Here is a 21,698-nt window from a genome sequence, read left to right as displayed (position 1 = left end):
TTTAATTACAAAAAACGAGCGATAAATATCGCTCGTTTTTTTTCTATTCTTTATCTGTACTTCGAAAAGGCATTTCCTCTATTTTGAAACTTCCTTCGATTACAGCTTTTTCAAGCAATAAAATAGCTTTTAAGGAAGTATAGTCAATTTTTTCTGCGTCATCAGTTGGTTTGTGATAATCATCGTGTCCACCCGTATGAAAAAACAAAACAGGTATATTTTTTTCGTAAAAAGAAGTTTGATCCGATCCACCTCTCCCCTCGTATCCTGTATAAAATTTGACATAATTCGTGGAATCAATCTCATTGAAAATTGTTTCAAAAGTTGGCGAAGTTCCATAACCTATAATCGAAACACCTGTTTCTTTGTTCAAACGACCAATCATATCCATGTTCAACATCCAATGAATTTTAGTTAAATCATACGTCGGATGTTTGACAAAATGTCGAGAACCTACCAAACCTAACTCTTCAGCACCGAAAGCAATGAATAAAAAATTAACAGGTTCTGTAATTTTATTTTTACTATACACTCGCGCAAGTTCTAACAAACCTGCTACTCCCGAAGCATTGTCATCAGCACCATTGTGAATAATTCCATAACTGTCTTTCGCTAACGAACTTCCTTGTTTTCCTTCGCCCAAATGATCATAATGTGCACCAATTACTATCGTTTTTTTCGCCTTGTTATCTAAAAAACCAATTACATTTTTAGCGGAGCGAATACTATCCACCACTTTTACTTTTCTCACTTTTGCATCAAATCCCTGAAAATAACCATCTTCTCCTAACGGCAGTAGTTTATATTTTTTGAATTCTTTGGCAATGTACTTTGCAGCTTTCAAATTTTCATCACTTCCTGTTCCTCTACCTTTCATTTTATCATCGGCTAAATAATAAATGTGCTTTTTAAGATTCTTTACTTCGATAACTTGTGCATAAGATTTAGTTGCAACAATCAAAGAAAGAAGGACTATTATATTTTTCATATATGAGTTTAACGATTCCCAAAAATAAACCTTTATTTAAACAATCAACTCAAATGAATGTATAATAATTTAACATCAACTCGTCTCTATACACTACCGAATAAATGAGAGTTATAAATAATTTTTAACTAATTACTTTCGTTTTAAACTATTATTTTCTAAGTTCAACAAATAAGTGCAACTCAAATTAAATCATTTGGGGCTAGCCCCCAATGATTAGCCAAGTGCTAAATTTGATTTGTGAAAAAAATATATAAACAACTCGACCAGGAACAAAGATACCAAATTGGAATACTTTTGACCGCAGGAAAAAGCAAAAAAGATATTGCTGATTTAATAGGCGTACATAAATCTACCATCACGCGTGAATTACAAAGAAATATTGGCAAGCGTGGTCTACACGCAGGTAGCTATATTCCTGATTTGGCGCAAGAAAAAACAAGTTTAAGGCACAAACAAAAAAACAAGGCAGTAAAATTCACAAAGTCGCTTAAAAATCAGGCAGCTAATTGGTTAAAGAATGAACAACTAAGTCCAGAATTGATTGCTGTAGAATGGAAGTGCATGGGCGTTCAGGGTGTTTCTCTAGAATGCATCTATCAATGGATATGGGACTGTAAAAAGAGTAATCGCAGAGCTGACGCGCCCTATAAAAATCTGTATAAATTTTTGTAGTCCACTATTTGCTGCATAGCTCGACGAGGACTTATCTCAAAAGTTTTTAATTCAATCTGAACCAATGGCAATCCATTCAATAGCAATATAACATCATAACGATGGTTGCTATCTTCAGTATTCATGCGCAATTGATTGATGACTTCAAACTCGTTTCTACACCAATCTTTAATATTAACTAAAGTATATTGCAGAGGCGTACCATCTTCACGATAAAATGTATTTCTATTGCGTAGAATTTTTGCAGCCTTAAATTCATCAGGCTGTATAATTTCTTCCTTTAAACGATTAAATTCGCTATTGTAATCTTCCCTAAAAACCGGACCGTTTAAAAATATAGTTTATTAACTTAGGGATAATTATGAAACAAAGCAATTTTACAGAAGTTCAGATCGTCAAGATCTTATCTGAACAAAATCAAGGCAAAACAGTCAATGAAATTTGTCGTGAACATGGAATAAGCCAACCCACTTTTTATAAATGGAAGAGTAAATATGGCGGAATGGAAGCTCATCAATTAGCTCAATTAAAGGAACTAGAGAAGCAATTGTCTCAATATAAAAAAATTGTAGCAGAGCTTACTTTAGAAAACGTAGTTTTAAAAGATGTTATCGAAAAAAAGCTATAACGCCTTGTGAAAAACGAGAATTGGTGTTGTATTCAAAAGCAAAACATCAACTAAGTTCCCGCAGGGCTTGTCGTCTATTTAACTTAAGAACATCCGTTTTTTATTATCAAAAAGTACGTAAAGATGAGGATGATAAAATACGTTTTCAATTGATAGCACTATCCAACGAGCATCAAACTTGGGGCTTTTGGATGATGCATTATCGTTTACGAAATTTAGGCTTTACTTGGAACCATAAACGAGTTTATCGAATTTATACTTCGATGAAACTTAACCTACGTAATAAACGTAAAAAAAGACTTCCTGCAAGGATTAAAGAGCCGCTTTTACGTCCGATTTATCCAAATGTAACGTGGAGTATGGATTTTATGCATGATAGTTTAGAAAACGGAAAAAGCGTGAGAAGTTTGAATATTATAGACGATTTTAATCGAGAAATTTTGAGTATTTGTATCGACACAAGCTTACCTTCAGCTAAAGTAATTTCTGAACTAGAAAAACTAATCGAATGGCGAGGGAAACCTGAGAAAATTAGAGTAGATAATGGTCCAGAATTTATTGCTGAAAAACTAAAACTATTTTGTCAAAAAAAAGCCATTGAATTATATTATATTCAACCTGGGAAACCTACGCAAAACTCGTTGATTGAAAGATTTAATAGAACTTTTAGAACAGATTTTTTAAATGCTTATTTATTTGAAAATATCAAAGAAATGAAAAATTATACAGAAATTTGGATGTGGATGTATAACAATGAAAGACCACATAGTTCTTTGCAATATCTTTCTCCTAGAAACTTTTTATTGAAATATGGTAAGGTCAAAAATCCTAATGATTTTCCAACATTTCAAATTAATCAAAATAATAATACAATAATATTAAATAAAAACTCTACTTTTAAGTGTTCTTAACAAGGGGAAGATTACACTATCACTTAACTTCACGCAATTAAGTGCTTCAAACTTTTCTTTAAAGTTTTTCTCTAAACTTTCACGATTACGAATATCTAGACGATAACTGTATTTTTGTTCAATTAATTGCTTAATTAAATCATCTTCAATATGTTGTTCTTTGGTCATAAATAATTCGAAATTTAACAGATTGTCTTCTCCAAATATACATAAAATAAGCACTATTAGTAATGATATAATACACAACTACACTTATATTAATTAATATAAAAAAGAATAATTAAATACAAAAATCATCTCACAACAATTTACGGATTTAAAAAAAATAAAGAACCTAGATTAAAAACACTTAATGAAGTTTATAACCTTTTTCCAGAAAAATCAACTTATGATCATTTACAAAAGCTATATGTAGTTTTTAACTTAATAATTTTTCAATAGCCTTTTTAATATTACTTCTTGTAAGTTCAAGTTGTTCAATACTAAAGCCTTTTTTTAATTGTTTAAGTATATTTTCATCAGCTTGCATAAAAGTTTGGTACATTGAGATTAAAAAAAATAATTGTATAAAAAATAAAAAATTCTCTCTGAGTGAGTTAATATCTTCTTTAAATTCAGAACTTTCAATTTGAATTTTTTTGGATTTATCTTTACTTTGAAACAAATAATGTACAGGTTCTTAAACTGGTAAACCATCGTAATGTTTTACACAATTGCATATCCAATTAATTTTTTTTGAAGTAGAATTTAAATCTGAAATTTTATTAAGATCTCTATTAAAATGTTTTTTAGTAAAATTTACAATTGGCAAAAGATTATTATCAAAATCTGTTAGTTTTGAAAATTCATCTGTTAGTTTGATTAAGTTTTTAATATAGCTCTCAAATTTGTGACTAATACCGACGTAGCCTAATCTTATTGTTTCGTAGTAATTTTCTTTTAATTCTTCGTTGCTAAGATTAAATTCATTCTTATACTTAGAAAATTTCAACTCTCTTTTAAAATCAACAATTGATTTTCGAGATGCAGGAATATAGTATTGCAAGAAAAGAGATTCAAAAGATTTAAGTTCGAATTGTACTTTAATTATGTAATGATAAAAATCTTCACCGAGTTGATTTTCAAATAATTTATTAAACCCCTCTACCTTAGATAAATTAAATTTTAATCTATCTATAATTGTGTCAATAGAATTTTTTTTCAAATTAACTATTTTTATAAAAATTACAAATTATATTATTTTTAATGAACTAAAATATAGTTTTAAACACTATATCTAAATTTCGTTATATTATTCCAAACATACAACAACCATTTAACAATAAATTACGGTTTCACGTAATTACAAAAAACCTCCTTAAAATCACTTTTAAAGAGGTTGTATATTTATTGTTATTTGTGTTCAGTGATTTCAATATATCTCATGCCCTCCGGGCAAAATGAAAGCTTAGTTATTAGCTGACGTTTTTATTTTGAGCCGAATATTTTTCTAAACTCATTTTCCGTTTCTTCGATTAAAGACGGTAATTCTTCATCTTTAGTAGTTTCAATTAACACAAGGATTTCATTGAATTCATTTACTCTTTCTGAGGATATTTCGTGAAGTTTCTTGCTAACTATACCTAGATAATTTCCATTATCATCAAAATGTTCATCAGATTTAATAATTAGAGCTAAAGAAGATTTAGTATGACAATAAAACAATTTATCTATCACATTTTCAATTTTTGGAACTAAAGTTTTAGGAATAAATATTCTATTTTCTTTAAAATGTCTTTGTGTTTGAAAAATTAAATTTGTCAAAGGTATTACAACTCGTTCTTTATGATCTTTAGAAAATTCAATATCGTCTTTTACAATGTGATAAAATTCATTTATCAATTCTTCAGTTTTAGTTAGATTGGAATAAATTAATTTTAAAGTTTCAAATTGTTCATTTTGTAACTTGGTATATTTTTGATTTTCTCGAATAAGTTTATTTTTTAATCTATCAGAATCGGCATCAAGTAATTTTTTAATAAATTCTTTTACAAACCAAAGAATTAGACCAGTTATTGTTGTAACTGATAGTAGAATTGTTACAATTTCTTTTATTGGCATTCTGTTGTTTAAAATTTCTGTTAATGACTAAGTATTTGCGAAGAACGGTTAGAAAATTGAACGAAGTTCAAGTTCATCCGTTCAAGCAAATTGCTCTTTCTGAAACTAATTTAGTATATTGTTTTTAAACTAAACGTTTTTAATTACTTAATGTCCTTTACTTTTTTTACAAACTCCTCATAAGTATCAGATTTTTCGTTTTTCCAATTAGTTGGTTCTATTAAATCATAAATACTAACTCTTAGTAATTTTGCAATAATCCTTTTGTTTTATAAATATGTAATTTTTCTAGAGAATTCTGCATCTCTTATTTTTTTATCATTTAGTAATTTGTAGCGAACTTTCTTAGTCCAGTTTCCATATTTATCATATTTGTATTCGAATATGTATTTATTATCTTTAACTAAGTCATTTTGTTCATTATATGTATATCTTTTATCAGGGATATTGAAATCTAATTTAATATCTTTATTGGAAACAATTAATTCATTATTAGTATTGAAAACTGCCGTAGAATAAGTGTTTGATTTATAATCATATATTGCTTTTTCATAACCATACTCTCCATTATTAATTACTAACATTATTGGATTACCGATTGAATCATTTTCTAAAGTTATTATTTCAAAAATTTTGTTATAATTATCCTTTTTAGTAATTTTTACGAGGTAATTTTTAATATCATATTCATAAAGTACCAAACTTCTTTCATTTCCATAAATTGGTATATTCTTTTCAGAATTAATACTTAGTTTAATACTATCATTTTTATATTTAATTGTAGATCTGTACTTCAAATTATTTTCAGAATCAAAACCTTCTTGTTTTATAATATAAAAATACTGATTAAGGTGATAAATATCTCTCTTCTTTTCAGAGCTATTTGAATTATAAAATATTGTTATTTCTTCAATTTTCTTTATTCCTTTTGAAGATCTAACATCGAATTTATCATTGTAATGAATTGCACTGTAAATATTTTGAGCTTTAACATTAAATGATAATATATATAAAAAAATGAAAAATATGTATTGCATATACTTAAACTTTCTAAAACTCATTATAGTATTAAAATTAGTTCTTAGGCTTTATATAAATAGCCTTTCTACCAGTTGTTTCTTCTGAACTGACCAACTCATCGTTTTTTAAGTTCCTCATAACACCAGCGATAGCAACAGAAGTTATATCTTTTGGTACTAATTTCAACCGAACTAACTCCTCTTTTATTTCAGCAACAGTTTTACCTTTATTAAGAAAGTTTGTATTTACTATATGCTCTCTAATTTTTGATGTCAATTTTAAAGATTCTATTCTATCTTTAGGTAATTCATTGAGAGGTTTAAGAGGAATTTTAAAGTCTAATAATGTTTCTAATGGGTACTGAACAGCTTTTGCATATTCAACGTAATAATCTATATTGGTAGTTATACCTTTTTCAATACTATTAATTGTGTTTTCTGTTATAGTTGTTAATATAGAAATATCTTTTCTAGTATAGTTTAATTCTATACGCTTATTTAATAAAGACTTACCTAACTTTTCTCTATAAACAGGTGAAACTAATCTATCTTTTCTATTATTACTACTCAATTTTAATGTTATTTTAAATTAATTAGATATAAATTTGCATGTAACAAAATATTTATCTATATTTGACTATAATTAATTAAGCGACAGTTATTAAACTCGAGTCTTGTTATCGAAAACGGCTAATTTAAGATGACGCAAGACCAATAGGGTTGTCGCTACCTCATATTTTGTATATTTGCATTCTATGGGGTGGTTTTCTCTATCGGATATTTCGTCAAAGGTTCTTAGCCGTACCTCGATTTAAATTGAAGATAGGAAATCGCCCCTCTTCATATCTCGACTCGTTCAATAAAACCCAACACAAAATGAGAACGAAACAATTACCATTCATCCGTAAAAAACCACCAGACAAAGTCTGTTTGTTTTTTCCATTCTTTTAAAGAACAATACTCCGTTTTAATAACATTTAACGGAACGTAAAGCAAAGGGCTATCCTTTCTTTACATGCTCTCTATCAGAGCCTCAGTAATGAGACTTTGACTGCAAGGTTATACTCTTTTTTTCGCACATTAAATGTAATGCCTTTCATATCATTTTCCAAATTTATTGGGCTCTGCTACCTTTTTTGTTTGTTGTATTATGTAAAAAGTACAGATTAGATGTTAGATATGAGAATTGAGATTTTAGAGTTGTACTATGTAAAAAGTACAATGTATTATGTATTAAGTACAAAGTAGATGTTAGATATGAGAATTGAGATTTTAGAGTTGTACTATGTAAAAAGTACAATGTAGTATGTATTTAAGATTAAGAACGAGATTAAGAACGAGATTAAGAACGAGATTCTTCGACAGGCTAAGAATGACAAAATCTGTTGTTTAAAAGTGGATTTGAGTATAGAAACGGGAATTAAAAATCCGACGATTTAGAATCGAAATGTAATTCAACTCTAAATTATTGGAATAAAAAAGTTGGAGTGTTTGAGTGGAGCGAGTTGCCAACTTTATGGAAATAATTTATTTAGTTGAATCATTGAGAGACTACTGTCGGCATCTTTTTTTGTTTCGTTTTTTTGGATGAGCTTCCCCGAAGGGCATATGAATACCGATAATTAAAATAGATAAGCTATGAATAAAAAAATGAAAGGGAGAGATTTTTCAACAAGCTAAGAATACCAACGAGAAGAGATTCTGAGACAAGCCCAGAATGACAAAATTTGTTGATAAAAATGAATTTGATTATTAATAAGAAAAAAAGCGTTAAGCGTATCACGTCAAACGTAATAAAAACCCCTTTCCCAAAAACAAAGTTGGCGCGATGTACAGGAAAAGGAGTGGCTTTTAAAACTAATGTTGAATTAAACAAACTTATGTAAAATTATGAAAGAGTAAACAGACTCACATCTATCCCTCGAAGACAACACAATAAGAAAGTAAATGATCTTCATAAAGTAATTAGTGTTAAATTTTAGTTTTCATTTATTAATGTATTTTTTAAAACTGTTGGAGGGGGATATTTTTAGGAGGAATATAGGATTAACAGGTGCGCGCGCGTGATAATAGAGATGAAATTCTAAATGGAATTTGCGATAATAAGAAGTTCTCTATTTATTGCTTTTTGCTTAATCAAAAAGTAATCAAAAAATCAAGTCTGTGCTTACAAGTCGGTCAATAACGGCTATTCGCTAAATGCTTTAAATCATTCGCATGTGAAATGCGAACAGTAAATCATTTTTAACGCTCTTTACGCCGAATTGACACTCGACTTTTCAGCAATGACGGTTTTGAATTCGTTGTAAAAAGTGTATTTGAGTATTGAAAAAAGGATTAGAAAAATGTCATATGATTTGGAGGCGAGTGTCAAAAAGTTGAAGTAAATGGTTAAAATGTTTTACTGTTTGCGTAGCAAATGATTTAAAACATTCAATGGCTGAAACTTATTTTGACCGTCGAAAATCAAAGACAAGTCTTTTTTCGTTAGTTTTTTTGACTGTTCCCCGAAGGGCACATGAATACCGACAATAAAAATAGATATGTAATGAATAAAAAAAGTGACAAAAGATTTCTCGATACCTCGAAATGACATATTGGATGCGATTCTGAGACAAGCCCAGAATTACAAAATCCATTTTTAAAAATGACAACGAATTTGAGTATTGAAAAAGAATGAAAAACCGGCATTAAAACTCTCACGTTAAGAAAATGTTTGAGTGAAGCGTTAAAAAGGTTTTAGCCCGTAGGGTTTGTAAAATCTTTAGTGGAATGAGAACATTTTTAGTAGAGAGGTTTACGGCCAAGCGTTTTTTGTTTCGTTTTTTGCTCTCTTCCCCGAAGGGCATATGAATACCGGTAATTAAAATAGATAAGCTATGAATAAAAAAGTGATAGAAAGAATTTTACATTCATTTTTTCCTTGATGAAAAAACATTTGAGATTAAGAATTTGAAATTAAAAGGAGAAGCTCCTGTGGAGTTTAGGTAAAAATTGTTACAAGTTGATTAATAATTATATGTTCATTTTTGTCTTGACACAAAAACGAACCAAAAAAGTCAAGACGGCGATTTTCGACGTTCAATTACCATCTCACGCACTAAAAAGATTAAATGATTCGCTATCGCTCACTAATCTTTTTTACGCTTGTTTCAATGGATTGAAACTCGTCTGCAAATCGTATGTCGACTCTAAAATCCGTTATTAAAAAAGGAATTAAAAATCCGACAATTTAGAATCGAAATGCGATTCAACTCTAAATTATTGGAATAAAAAAAGTTGGAGTGTTTGAGCAAAGCGAGTTGCCAACTTTATGGAAATAATTTAGTTAGTTGAATCATAGAGAGACTACTGTCGGCATCTTTTTTTGTTTCGTTTTTTGGATGAGCAAAAAATGAAAAGAAGAATTACAAAAAAATCCCTCTATCCCTACTTCCTCTTATGATTTGTTTTATTTAACTAAAATACGTATCTTACTGAAATTAAGCAAATTAAAACGTATGCAAAACACTTACTTTTTTACACAAAAAGAGAAGGATAGCAACGAGTTAAAACTTCTTTTAGTAGAATTAATTACGAATATACAACCCACGGACAAAGATCACGGATTCTACGACAGTGCAGATGTGCAAAGGCTACTTAACGTTAGTGACAAAACGTTGTATCGCATGAGGAGAAACAAGACGATTCCTTGTTTTAAGCTCGGTAAAAAGTACTTTTACCCAAAACATTTCTTTAACAAAAAAGCTCTTGGATAAGAGCTTTTTTTGATATTTATTTTAATCTAGATACAAGTTTTAAAAAGAAGCTAAGTTGTACTTAGCTTCTAAAATAATGTTAGCTGACCAGGATATGACCTGCAATGTTGAGTTACATATTCTAATCTTCCATAACGGATTCTAGTATAAGCTCTAACAAATACTGGTTTCAAGCCAGCACATACAATACATGTTCTCATGTTCTAAAATTTAAATTAATAAACTTTAATTATAAATCTGACATGATTTTACATATTGTATTGCAAATATAAATATATTACTTAAATCTATATTAAAATATCTATAATTTACTAAATAACTTTAATACTATTATATAAGTCTTTTAAATGATAAACAGACATATCTATTAAAGGTTCATACATAAATGAATTTAGATGTATATTTTCGGGTGTCATTAAATTAATTTTATCAATGAGTTCTTTTTTTGAACTATTTGGATATTCAATTAGATATTTTTTAGACAGCTCTCTTGTCTGGTTAGAATTTAATTTATCTCTATTAATTGATGGTAATTTATTGATCATATACAATTCTGCTTTCAATCTACATGCTATTGATAATACAATTTTATTTTCAAGTATAATTTCATCAATATTCTCTTCTGAAACAATTTTATCTGCAATTTCAAAAATATATTCATGTACTTTTACACTACCCTCTATATCAAAATCTCTATCTGAAAGTTTTATTAATCTATTTTTATAAATCTCAATAATGTCATCAATAATAATATTTTGTGATAATTCTTTCACATGTAAACATCTTGTAAGAGTTACAGCATCATCACATTTATTAGAATCAGTATATTCAATAATGTTTCGAACAAAAGGTATCAAGCTGATAAAAACTTTAGGATTATTAATTTCTTTTAAGAGCTCTTGAAAAATAACTTTAGTGTAATTACTTGTCCTTAATGAAATTTCTTTCTCATCATTTTTTGTAACAATAAAGCAATTTTTAAATAAATCTAATCTTGATGCTATTGTTCTATAAAAATCGAAATTATGAGTTAAAATTATTGATTTAAATTTTTCAGATTCATGTAATTCTTTAATATATTCAATAATCGCATATTTATTTTTGTAATCAAAAGAATCTGCGATATCATCAAAAATTAATAAAGTAAAATTATCCTCTAACTTTCTAGATTCAATTTCGAATAAGAATTGCAATATGAAATAAGCTCTTTGTTCTCCTTTACTAAGTACTTTTAAAAGATTCTCTTTGCTTTGCAAAATATCACCTTGTTTTTTATCTCTGTAAATGAATTGCAAATTAGCCGTTTCTTGTTTTAGTAAAACATCTCGCTTATTCGCTATATTAACTTCAAAAGGAACATAAAATCTATCATTAAATTTCTTAGTAATTTCTTTCCATAATTTAATTTCTTTATCAGTTTCTTTTAAAATAGCTTCTAATAGAGGTTTTTTTTCTTTGTATAATAAATTTAGCCCTATTACATCATCTTTGATTTCGGATAAAAAATTATTCCAAACTTTCTTTTTATATTCTTCATAATTTTTTAATTCTAATAATAATGTATTATTCTCTTCAATTATCTTTTTAAATGTTCTAAGCTCAACATTAGCTCCAATTGCTCTATCAACTTTATCGAAAGATGCTTTCAGTTTTTTATCAGAAAGTATTTTATCTACTTCCTCTTTTACTAATTGTTTTAATTCATCGCTAGTTTTAATTTCTGTTCCATCTTCTAAAATAAATTTATGCCCCGCATCAAAAAAAGCATTGTCTTCTATTGATTTTAATATATCATTTACTTGTTGTGTCCCAAAAGTATTATTTGAAATTTTAAATAATTTTGATGAAGAAATAATATTGTTATAATTATCTATATAATCATCTAGTAATGGTTCATTTTTATTAATAAATTCCTTTACTTTTCCTTTTGTATCAAATACATGATTATATTTAAAAGGAACTTTATCAAATTCATCTTTTAAATTTTCTACATTATTTGAGAGTATTTCAAAAAAATTATTTGAATTATTTTCACTAAAAGTTGCAATATATTCACTTTCACAATCTGAACTTGAAGAAATATTTTTTAGTTTTTTTAAAATCTCATCTTTTTCGTAGTTTAATTCTACATAGATTTTATCATATTGTTCTTTTAAATCTTTACTTGCAATAAAAGATGTTACTTTATTAGAAGCATCAAATGAGGTATCCTCTGCATTTATTACTAAGATTTGTTCTGGATCTATATCTATATTATCTGTTATAATATTATATTTAGAATCTTTACCATACACTAAATCTTTTGGTAGATTTTTCTTGTCATTTTTTGAAATTAAATCAAAAGTTTTAGCAAAAGATGTTTTCATTGTTCCATTTGGAGCATAAAGAAGAAATGTGTTTAATTTAGAAAAATCAAAATCATATTGAAATTTTCCAATCCCAAAACAATTTTCCAAATCGATAGAAAGTTTTTTCATAATTTTTTTATTTCATTTTAGGTTTACCAATTTTTTCTAACTTGAGATTTAATTCTTGTTTTCTTAATTCTAATTTACTTGGTTGTATAAATACAAAATCAAATAAAGCTTCTATTACTTCAATTAACCATTCAGCTTCCCCTATTTCTCCAGTATTTTTATCTTTATTCGGATGTGCAGCTATATTACCAATTATTCTAACAGCATCAACGGCATTTGTTAAATGCGAAGGAACACCACTTAAAGTATTAAATATCTCAATTTCTTTTACTAAACTATTTTCCTTAATATCAAACTCTTCTCGCAAGATACACTGTAACAACCTTCTACTTAAAGCTGCTGAAGCTTTTGGGCTTGGAGAAAGCACTTTAATAGCTTCCTCATAATCTTCTAAATATTTTGTAGGGATATCAATTGAATTTTGAAAATTGTTTTGCTTAGGATAAATTATCTTTTGCCATTCAGTTTTATCTTGTATATGTAAACCATTATATTCACTTGATTTTAAATCTCCTTTTTGTAAACCAACTACTAGTTTATTACAATTTGGACATTCTGAATAAAATATTTCAATTCCTGCTTTTTTTACTTTATCTATTTCGTGTGGTGAAGTAACATTCCAATGAAATTTAACAACTGTTGAACAATGTGGACAAATCATTTAATAATATTTACGTTTATAACTTGTTTTAAAGTTAAATATAGAAAAACATTCTTGCAACAAATTACTGTTTCACGTAAAACAAAAACCTCTCTAAAATTGCTTTTAAAGAGGTTATTATTTATACTATTTTGTATTTATAAAATTGGAGTTGTGCAACAGTTACCTATGTTAGGCGTAATTATTTTTTTCTATTCCATCATAAAAGTAAGTAATTATATACTTATCAAATTCGTCAAGCTCCTTTGTGTTCTGTATAACGTAGTCAATTCCAATTTCTGAAAATAATTGTATAGTATTATGTATATTTAATTCAGGATTATAAAAATCAATAACATTAGAATGATGTATTTTTTTTGTAATCATTCTAGGTAATCCATATTCTTCTAATTGATAAACTACCTTAGGCAAGAATGCATGTGAACATAAAGTAATGAATCTTGAGATATCATAATTTTTAGTATTAAGAATTCTTTTCTGTAGTAAATTAATATCTTGTAGAAGAGCTGTAAATTTGTATGTTACGTTTCTTTCAAGTTTGAAAAATTCATCTATTCCGATATCATAATCTTCTAATTCTGATAATAACTCAGGAATTGATTTACTCCAATTATATGCAATTATTTTAATAAACTCAACAAAAGTAGAATATGAAGTTTCCCAGTTTCCTGGTTGAAGTTTTAAAATTTTATAAAGTAATCTATCCCAGTTTTTTGGAGTAAATTTATTTAAGTAGAATAAACCATTCCATTCTTCTGGATTTTGTACCAAATCAATCGCAATCAATTTAATTAATTCTGAGTTACTAGATTGAAATGCTGATTCTCCTTTTAATTCAGAATATATTTTAGCTCCAATTAGGTTTGACATTTCGTCATTATGTGCTTTTAGTTTTGCTATTTGCTCATCTGTTAATAAGCCTTGATAAGGTATTTCGTCTAAATCTCCAAGAATTTCCTCTGGGAATGGAATATCTAATTGGGTTTGTATTTCTTTTGGAGGCTGTTCTAATACATATATTTTGCCTATGAAATGTTTAAACATTCTACCACCTCGTCCAATTATATTTTTGTATGTGAAATCATCTAACTTTGCAGCACCTTTTCTATTTCTCCAAATGATAACATTTTCAGCAGATGTGTTTACTCCCTCAATTATCGAAGATGTAGAAATTAGATTGTTTATACCATTTTCTTCTTCAAATAATTTGACTTGTATTTGACTTAATGACCTATGTAACCGTCCATTATGTATACCAATACTTCTATTTATAAGTTTTGTTAAACTCCAGTTTGAATCATAATTTTTTGAAAGCCAATCAGAAAATTGATTTAATATTTCACTTTTTGTAGGTCCATACGTTGTTAAAAATAAATTTGTTAAACTATCTATATTTGAATATGTTCCTGCATAAATTAGTGTTTTTCCTTTATTTTTATCTAAAATATTCAAAAGAGCTTCACTTTTTTCTTCAGTTGAATTTATTTCTTTATATAAATCATGTTTTTCTAGATAAACTGTATTGAAATCTAATTTAATGAATTCCATATCCTCGGTAAAAGGATTATTATCCAAAGAAGTGATATTTGGTGCTAAATAATATTTTTGTTTTGACTTAGCTCCTAATTTTATCATTGCTCTAATTAAGCTAGGAGAACGTTCTTTGTCAAAAGTACTACTTGCTTTGTAAAACTCATCAACTATAATTATATCAAATTGATCTACTACATTAATGTAATTTATTGCCCTTTCCTGTGGGAATATGAAAATATTTTTTTCACTTAACTCAACATCTGATGTTGTAATTATTTTATATTCATGAGCAAATTTTTTATATAATCGTCTTCTAGTTTCATCAGTTAGTGCTATTGTAGGCACAATAATCAAAACATTTTTTGGTTTTTTTATCTTAATATAAGCATCTATAACAAAGCTTTTACCAAAACTTGTTGGTGCACTCACTGCAATGTTTTTACCACTTAATAAACTCTTAAGTAAATATGATTGTTCACGATGTAATGTAAGGGGATTTTCTTCACCAACATCAACTTTGAAAGCATTATAAATAAAGCGTTCTTGCCAATCTGAGGTTTCAGGTTCTAGATAGGGAAATAATCCAGTTTCTCTAATTAAATGATTGACTAATGGAGTATATGATAAACTATTTTTTTTATGGAAATCTAATAATTTTATTAGTTCTTGTCTAGCTTGGTTTTCATGTTCTTGAATTAGTAAGTTATTAATAACTTGACAGTTCTCAAATATATATTCATTCATATTAACTTCTATAAATTTGTGCTATTTGTATAAATTTGTCAACTATAGTTTTTTTATCTGCAATTGGAAAAAGAACAATATGAAACTTTATCTTTTCATACAAATGCACGTCTTTACATTTATTAATCTGTTTTTTAAAATATTCTGTCGCTCTTTCTTTATGATAATCTATCATTTTTTGTTTATAATCATCAGAATATATAGTTTCATTCTTGGTTTCTTCACATTCGTATAAAAGTAAAATTGGAATATTTAGTAATGGTTTAATTTTATCAATTGATACATCTTGAGAAAGACTATTTTTTATTGATTCGCGTAGTGATTCGTTAATCTCATCAAAGTCATTAATGTCACTTAAATTAGTTATTATGCTATTTTCTTTTTTTATTTTATCTAAACTAAGAGAATCTTTTACCGATTCGACAATTGTATCTAATCTTGCGTTTTCGATGCTATTATAAAATTTTGACTCACCAAACCAAAGTGAAAAAGAATCAGGAGATTCAATTACAATATGAACACTATCAGAACCTTTAGCTTCATCTTTTTTATTTTGCTTATAAAATATTTTAGGTACAATTGGTAATGCTTTATAATGATGTTTCATTATGCCGTATAAAACAATTTCAGCAATTTCACTTCCTCTACCAATTGCATCAGTAGCTTCAACAAGACGTAGTTTTTTTGCTGATTCAGTAAGTATTGAGCTTTCTCCATCGGAAAGAAGTGCTTTTCTTTCACTATGACTTAACGCTGTCTCTTTTATATTATCCCAAATAAATTTTTGAAATTTGTCATATCGCCATTTTCCATCCTCATAATCATTTAAAATTCCAACAACTCTCTTATTATTTGTTTGGGTTAAGGTAATATCTTGTTTAAGATTTTCAAAAAAATCATTTACTATAACTTCAAATTTCATGTGTAGTTTGGTTTATAATGATGCATAACATAGTTTGTTAACGAAGTAAATATAGCTTCGCAAAAAACTCATCTATATCTACATTTCGTAATATTATTCCAAACATACAATAACCATTTCATAATAAATTACGGTTTCGCGTAAAAATAAAAAACCTCCCTAAAATCACTTTTAAAGAGGTTGTTATTTATACTATTTTGTGTTCTTATACTTAAAATAAGAGTTGAGCAACAGTTACAAATATTAAGTGAAGTTAATATTGAGCATTATAAATCTTTTCAATCAAATTTTTATGATTGTTAAATATAATATTATGAATATCAATTTTTTCGATATAATCTAAAAATAGAGTAATACAAAAATCTTCGTCAGATAAATGTGTGCTGTTCGGAATAATTGTTACATTACAACTATCTTCTAATGAAGTAACATATTCTCTTATAGTTTTTTTGTTCATTAAATATTTTATCGCATCTCTATTGCCTGTTGAATCTACAATTATTTCACTCAAATTAGTTGTCGATAATTCTGGTCTATTATTTTTTTGTGAATTAAACTGTTGTTCAAGCTTTTGATATCTTGTTGAAGTAACATTCTTCGTTTCATTAATAATATTATCTAATATGGTATAAGAATTACTTTCAATTGTTGCAATTTCCAGAGTTGTTACAAATGATAAGTACTGATGTAGTTTATTTAAATCACTAAATAATGTTGATTCAATGCAGTAGCCATCGTGACATAACGATTCAGAGGTTGAACCTAATTTACTTTTTATAGTATTATTTAATTCATTACTCTTTTGAATAGATGTAAAATCTTTATCAGTAACAACAACATATTTTTTATCATTAAATAATTGACTTAAAGTTCTTTTATTGTGTTCCAATTTAGTACCCAAATTATCTTTTCCTCTTATATGAAAATAGTAACATTTCTTAATTTCAGATTTATTTGTTATTATATCAGATTCTACAAATTTTTCTAAAATTTTGGTGATATATTTTTTGTCATCTTTACCTTCTACAAAAATTATATTATCTGAATTATTGAGTCTTTCTAAAGTTAAAATAGGACTTCCAAAATCTTTTTTAATTAAATCACCATCTTCTATATGTTTTAATTCTTTTGAAAGTTTTGTATCCTGACTTAAATAAAATAATTCTCCATCATCTGTTTCATTTACAAAGCTATCATTGTGGCTAATAATAAACGATTGATTATGTGATAATGCTTTAAGATTTGTAATTAATCTTTTTTGTAGAGCCAAATGTATGTGACTATCAGGCTCATCTATTAATAGTATATTTAGCTTTGAGTCTAAATAATCAACAGTAGCAAATATTTCTGAAATTTGTATTAATCCACTACCTTGTAAATGAAGATCAAACTGTTTAGTTTGATTTAATACTTGTAGGTTAATATATTCGTCTTTATTTTTTTGATTTTTATTTAGTATTTTAAATTTTATTTCAGAACCAAGAACGTTAGAAACTTGATGTTCTAATTGCTGTAAATCTCTATGTAAAAGAATTTTATTACGTAGAACTTCCTGCGATTTACCACGCATAATTTTTTTTCTAACTTGACCTTCATTCATAAAAGGTTCTTGTGCTAAAACTTGAGCTATCGGGCTTGTTTGATATAAAAAAATAGCTTCATCAAGTTTTATATGCTTTGTTTTTAGATGTGTCGAAAACGAAAGAAATTGTTGATTATTATATTTTAAAACACGTAGGTACGCGTTTGAAATTGATTGAGGTCTATTTATTTTAAATTGTAAATCAAATTGTACTTGACTTCCCGATATGTCTGTATCAACAATTGTCAATCCAATTAATGCTTCATTTGGAGTTGAATTATATAAATCAGTATCTTTTGCAAGCCTTAAAAAATTTAAATCTTTATAAGGTAAATAAAGATTATTTCCAACATAAAAATCCGTTTTATTTGGTCTAATATACAGTTGGTAACATCTATACCAAGTTTGTAAAGCTTCAAAAATTGTGGTTTTGCCTTGATTGTTCTCACCAATAATTACATTAAATTTCTCATTAGGATAAATAGATAATTCCTTGATACATTTAAAGTTTTTGATAAATATTTTAGAAATAAACATTTATAGATTATAGTTTTTATACAATTTTGGTTATTTATGTCATCTTAATTTACGAAGTAAAATATAGATTCGCTAATTTAACTTCAAATATATAAAATAATCTAATTTATAACCATTGTTGTGTAAAATATTATAGAATAATTAAAGATTCTATATAGAGCCCTTTGTTTATATTATATATAAACAAAAACTCTGGAGTTAGACAAACCTAAAATTAACTCCAGAGTACTATTACTAACTTTAACATGCCTACTGGTTAATACTACTAATTTAGTATATTGATTTTAAACAAAACGTTTTTAATTACTTAAGTGTTTTATTTATTTTTTCTATAATTACATACAAATTCTTGAAGAGCTTTCACAAATTCAGGATTATTGATTTCTTTTGTATCTCCGTTAACATCTGATAATTGAATTTTAGTAGGCAAACCAGCTTTAAGTAATCGTTTATATTCATTTTGTAACGCTTTTGCTAGTCCTGTAGATTTTCTTGGATTGGATTGTAACAAATCTATGTTATCTACTTCTAATATTTCACCTAATTCATCTAATCTTTTTAAACTAGGTTGAGAAATATTAGAATTCCATTTACTAATCGTTGTATCATCTAAATCAAGAAATAATGATAATGCAACAACTTGTAAAGATGAATCTTTTATAGCTTCTTTTATTTTATTAATCTTTTTTGACATATTTTTAAAAAAACTTGCATTATATTCCAGTTATTTTTTATACATTTGTTTTAGCGAATTGATAATTAGTCTATAAAGACGAATTAAAACGATGTAATCTCGAACCGAAATGACCAATTTTATTATCGAGAGTATCGTGGAATCGCTCCATGTCTGAAAAGTTTTGTACTTTCGCATACGGCATGGGCGGTTTTCACATATACTTTAGGTAATAACTTATAAAATCGAAGGATTTATAAGTGGGTTTGGTCACCCTCGGTCCTAAGTAGTGAAGCCGCCTTGCTTTTTTGCAAGTATTTCTTCATACTCGAGAAACATCGTTCCATAAAACCCAACACAAAATGAGAACGAAACAATTTCCATTCATCCGTAAAAAACCACCAGACAAAGTCTGTTTGTTTTAACCATTCTTTTAAAGAACAATACTCCGTATTTATAACATTTTTAAAACACGGATCGTAAAGCAAAGGGCTATCCTTTCTTTACACGCTCTCTATCAGAGCCTCGGTAAGGAGACTTTGACAGTTGGTTATACTTTTATTTTTCGCACATTAAAAGTAATGCCTTTCATATCATTTTCCAAATTTATTGGGGTTCTGCTACCTATTATTTAGATGTGAGATGTGAGATTTTAGTATTGAGAGAATTCAATTATGTACAGATTAGATTTCTTGAAATGACAGAATATTAGAAAATAAAGTGTTAAAAAGTGTTAAATTTCTGTATCGGTGTATATCGAAAATGACACTTTTCTGTATCGGTTATGTATCCGCGCTATATCCATTCTGTATCCATTGTATATGTGTTCCGTATGGTTTGTTCGTGGTTCGTGTATCGGAAGGGATTGTTAGGATGTACTATGTACTATGTATTAAGTAAAAAGTACAGATTAGATGTTAGATTTTAGATTCGAGATTCGAGACGCGAAATTCGAAATTCGAGGTGCGGGATTTGAGAATTTATATGACAATGAATTTGAATATTGAAAAAGGATGAAAAACCGGCATTAAAACTCTCACGTTAAGAAAATGTTTGAGTGCAACGTTAAAAAGGTTTTAGCCCGTAGGGTTTGTAAAATCTTTAGAGGAGTGAAAACATTTTTAGTAGAGAGGTTTACAGCCAAGCGTTTTTTGTTTCGTTTTTTGCGCTCAAAAAATGAAAATAAAGAACAAATTTGAAATAAAAAACCAAAACCCCTTTCCCAAAAACAAAGTTGGCGCGATGTACTGGAAAAGGAGTGGCTTTTAAAACTAATGTTGAATTAAAAAACTTATGTAAAATTATGAAAGAGTAAACAGATTCACACTCTATCCCCCGAAGACAACACAATAAGAAAGTAAATGATCTTCATAAAATGATTAGTGTTAATTTTTTCATTTATTAATGTATTTTTTAAAACCTGTCGGAGGGGGATATTTTAGGAGGAATATAGGATAAACAGGCGCGAATGCACGCGCGTGATAATAGAAATGAGGTTCTAAATGGAATTTACGATAATAAGAAGTTCTCTATTTATTGCTTTTTGCTTGATCAAAAAGTAATCAAAAAATCAAGTCTGTGCTTACAAGTCGGTCAATAACGGCTATTCGCTAAATGCTTTAAATCATTCGCATGTGAAATGCGAACAGTAAATCATTTTTAACGCTCTTTACGCCGAATTGACACTCGACTTTTCAGCAATGACGGTTTATAAATTCATTGTTAAAAAAGGATTTGAATGTTTAAATAGGATTAAAAAAATGTCATATGATTTGGAGGCGAGTGTCAAAAAGTTGATCGCCATGGTTAAAATATTTTACTGTTTGCGTAGCAAATGATTTAAAATATTGAATGGCTGAAACCAATTTTGACCGTCGAAAATCAAAGACAAGAGTTTTTTGATTACTTTTTTGCTCTCAAAAAAGTGATAGAAAGATTTCTCGATACCTCGAAATGACATATTGGATGCGATTCTGAGACAAGCCCAGAATGACAAAATTTGTTATTAAAAAGTGAATTTGAATATAAATAAGAATAAAAACGTAAAACGTTAAGCGTATCACGTAAAACGTAAAAAAATAAAACCTCCTTTCCCAAAAACAAAGTTGGCGCGATGTACTGGAAAAGGAGTGGCTTTTAAAACTAATGTTGAATTTTAAAAAACTTATGTAAAATTATGAAAGAGTAAACAGATTCACACTCTATCCCCCGAAGACGCCTTAAGAAGAAAGTAAATGATCTTCATAAAGTAATTAGTGTTAAATTTTAGTTTTCATTTATTAATGTATTTTTTAAAACTTGTCTATATCGGGGGATTTATAAAGGATGCGATTCTGAGACAAGCTCAGAATGACAGCGAGATAAGAGCCTAAAGAGAAATTGGATATATTAAGAGGATTAGTAGTTCTTTATTTTATTACGTTCATTTTTTCCTTGATGAAAAAACGAACCAAAAAGTTATTCATATGGTTTATTATTATTTTATGGTAT

General features: G+C 27.6%; 16 protein-coding genes and 1 pseudogene. 4 read left to right on the top strand and 13 right to left on the bottom strand.

What is annotated here, in order from left to right; translation table 11 throughout:
* Window positions 1-43: 43 nt before the first annotated feature.
* Complete coding sequence (locus NZD85_RS01795; RefSeq protein ID WP_260543041.1) at window positions 44-988, bottom strand: M20/M25/M40 family metallo-hydrolase; 945 nt, start codon at window positions 986-988, stop codon at window positions 44-46.
* A 240-nt stretch (window positions 989-1,228) separates the two neighbouring features.
* Here NZD85_RS01795 and NZD85_RS01790 point away from each other — a divergent pair.
* Window positions 1,229-1,660: pseudogene (locus NZD85_RS01790) on the top strand (transposase); the annotation flags it as partial.
* Here the strand turns inward: NZD85_RS01790 and NZD85_RS01785 are convergent.
* A complete protein-coding gene (locus tag NZD85_RS01785; protein WP_396127091.1) occupies window positions 1,636-1,857 on the bottom strand; it encodes a type I restriction endonuclease in 222 nt (73 codons plus the stop codon). The pseudogene NZD85_RS01790 and the gene NZD85_RS01785 overlap by 25 nt on opposite strands.
* A gap of 167 nt (window positions 1,858-2,024) precedes the next feature.
* Between NZD85_RS01785 and NZD85_RS01780 the strand changes: the two genes are divergently transcribed.
* Together NZD85_RS01780 and NZD85_RS01775 are read left to right on the top strand one after the other, a co-directional pair.
* Window positions 2,025-2,291: a transposase gene (locus NZD85_RS01780; protein WP_038336637.1), complete on the top strand. Its 267-nt coding sequence runs from the start codon at window positions 2,025-2,027 to the stop codon at window positions 2,289-2,291.
* Window positions 2,292-2,314: 23 nt separating this feature from the next.
* Window positions 2,315-3,202, top strand: a complete 888-nt coding sequence (locus NZD85_RS01775) for an IS3 family transposase (protein ID WP_260543037.1) — start codon at window positions 2,315-2,317, stop codon at window positions 3,200-3,202.
* A 418-nt stretch (window positions 3,203-3,620) separates the two neighbouring features.
* Here NZD85_RS01775 and NZD85_RS01770 read toward each other — a convergent pair whose 3' ends face one another.
* From NZD85_RS01770 to NZD85_RS01750, 5 genes are all read right to left on the bottom strand, one after another.
* Window positions 3,621-3,866, bottom strand: coding sequence for a hypothetical protein (locus NZD85_RS01770; protein WP_260543035.1), 246 nt, complete (start codon window positions 3,864-3,866; stop codon window positions 3,621-3,623).
* 15 nt (window positions 3,867-3,881) lie between these two features.
* Window positions 3,882-4,406, bottom strand: a complete 525-nt coding sequence (locus NZD85_RS01765; protein ID WP_260543034.1) for a hypothetical protein — start codon at window positions 4,404-4,406, stop codon at window positions 3,882-3,884.
* A gap of 263 nt (window positions 4,407-4,669) precedes the next feature.
* On the bottom strand, window positions 4,670-5,302 hold the full coding sequence (locus NZD85_RS01760; protein ID WP_260543032.1) for a hypothetical protein: 633 nt from the start codon (window positions 5,300-5,302) through the stop codon (window positions 4,670-4,672).
* A 269-nt stretch (window positions 5,303-5,571) separates the two neighbouring features.
* Window positions 5,572-6,339 (bottom strand): hypothetical protein, encoded by a 768-nt coding sequence (locus NZD85_RS01755; protein ID WP_260543031.1) that lies wholly within the window; start codon window positions 6,337-6,339, stop codon window positions 5,572-5,574.
* A gap of 37 nt (window positions 6,340-6,376) precedes the next feature.
* The gene (locus NZD85_RS01750) at window positions 6,377-6,892 is read right to left on the bottom strand and encodes a hypothetical protein (RefSeq protein WP_260543029.1); all 516 of its coding nucleotides are present in this window, start codon (window positions 6,890-6,892) and stop codon (window positions 6,377-6,379) included.
* Window positions 6,893-9,821: 2,929 nt separating this feature from the next.
* Here NZD85_RS01750 and NZD85_RS01745 point away from each other — a divergent pair.
* Window positions 9,822-10,079, top strand: a complete 258-nt coding sequence (locus NZD85_RS01745; protein ID WP_260543027.1) for a helix-turn-helix domain-containing protein — start codon at window positions 9,822-9,824, stop codon at window positions 10,077-10,079.
* Window positions 10,080-10,390: 311 nt separating this feature from the next.
* Here the strand turns inward: NZD85_RS01745 and NZD85_RS01740 are convergent, their stop codons facing one another.
* The 6 genes from NZD85_RS01740 to NZD85_RS01715 all read right to left on the bottom strand — a co-directional run bounded on the left by NZD85_RS01740 (window position 10,391) and on the right by NZD85_RS01715 (window position 19,229).
* Window positions 10,391-12,556 (bottom strand): ATP-binding protein, encoded by a 2,166-nt coding sequence (locus tag NZD85_RS01740; protein WP_260543025.1) that lies wholly within the window; start codon window positions 12,554-12,556, stop codon window positions 10,391-10,393.
* A 7-nt stretch (window positions 12,557-12,563) separates the two neighbouring features.
* The gene (locus NZD85_RS01735) at window positions 12,564-13,217 is read right to left on the bottom strand and encodes a DUF4145 domain-containing protein (RefSeq protein WP_260543023.1); all 654 of its coding nucleotides are present in this window, start codon (window positions 13,215-13,217) and stop codon (window positions 12,564-12,566) included.
* A gap of 171 nt (window positions 13,218-13,388) precedes the next feature.
* The gene (locus NZD85_RS01730) at window positions 13,389-15,494 is read right to left on the bottom strand and encodes a DEAD/DEAH box helicase (protein WP_260543021.1); all 2,106 of its coding nucleotides are present in this window, start codon (window positions 15,492-15,494) and stop codon (window positions 13,389-13,391) included.
* A 1-nt stretch (window position 15,495) separates the two neighbouring features.
* Window positions 15,496-16,416, bottom strand: coding sequence for a HamA C-terminal domain-containing protein (locus NZD85_RS01725; protein WP_260543019.1), 921 nt, complete (start codon window positions 16,414-16,416; stop codon window positions 15,496-15,498).
* A 253-nt stretch (window positions 16,417-16,669) separates the two neighbouring features.
* A complete protein-coding gene (locus NZD85_RS01720; RefSeq protein WP_260543017.1) occupies window positions 16,670-18,535 on the bottom strand; it encodes an ATP-dependent nuclease in 1,866 nt (621 codons plus the stop codon).
* A gap of 316 nt (window positions 18,536-18,851) precedes the next feature.
* Complete coding sequence (locus tag NZD85_RS01715; RefSeq protein ID WP_260543015.1) at window positions 18,852-19,229, bottom strand: hypothetical protein; 378 nt, start codon at window positions 19,227-19,229, stop codon at window positions 18,852-18,854.
* Between the last annotated feature and the right edge of the window lie 2,469 nt (window positions 19,230-21,698).

This window comes from Empedobacter stercoris, assembly GCF_025244765.1.
In the GTDB taxonomy this organism is placed as follows: Bacteria; Bacteroidota; Bacteroidia; order Flavobacteriales; family Weeksellaceae; genus Empedobacter; species Empedobacter stercoris.
Note: the sequence above shows the minus strand (reverse complement) of the source record. Positions and strands in the feature narration are given on the sequence as shown.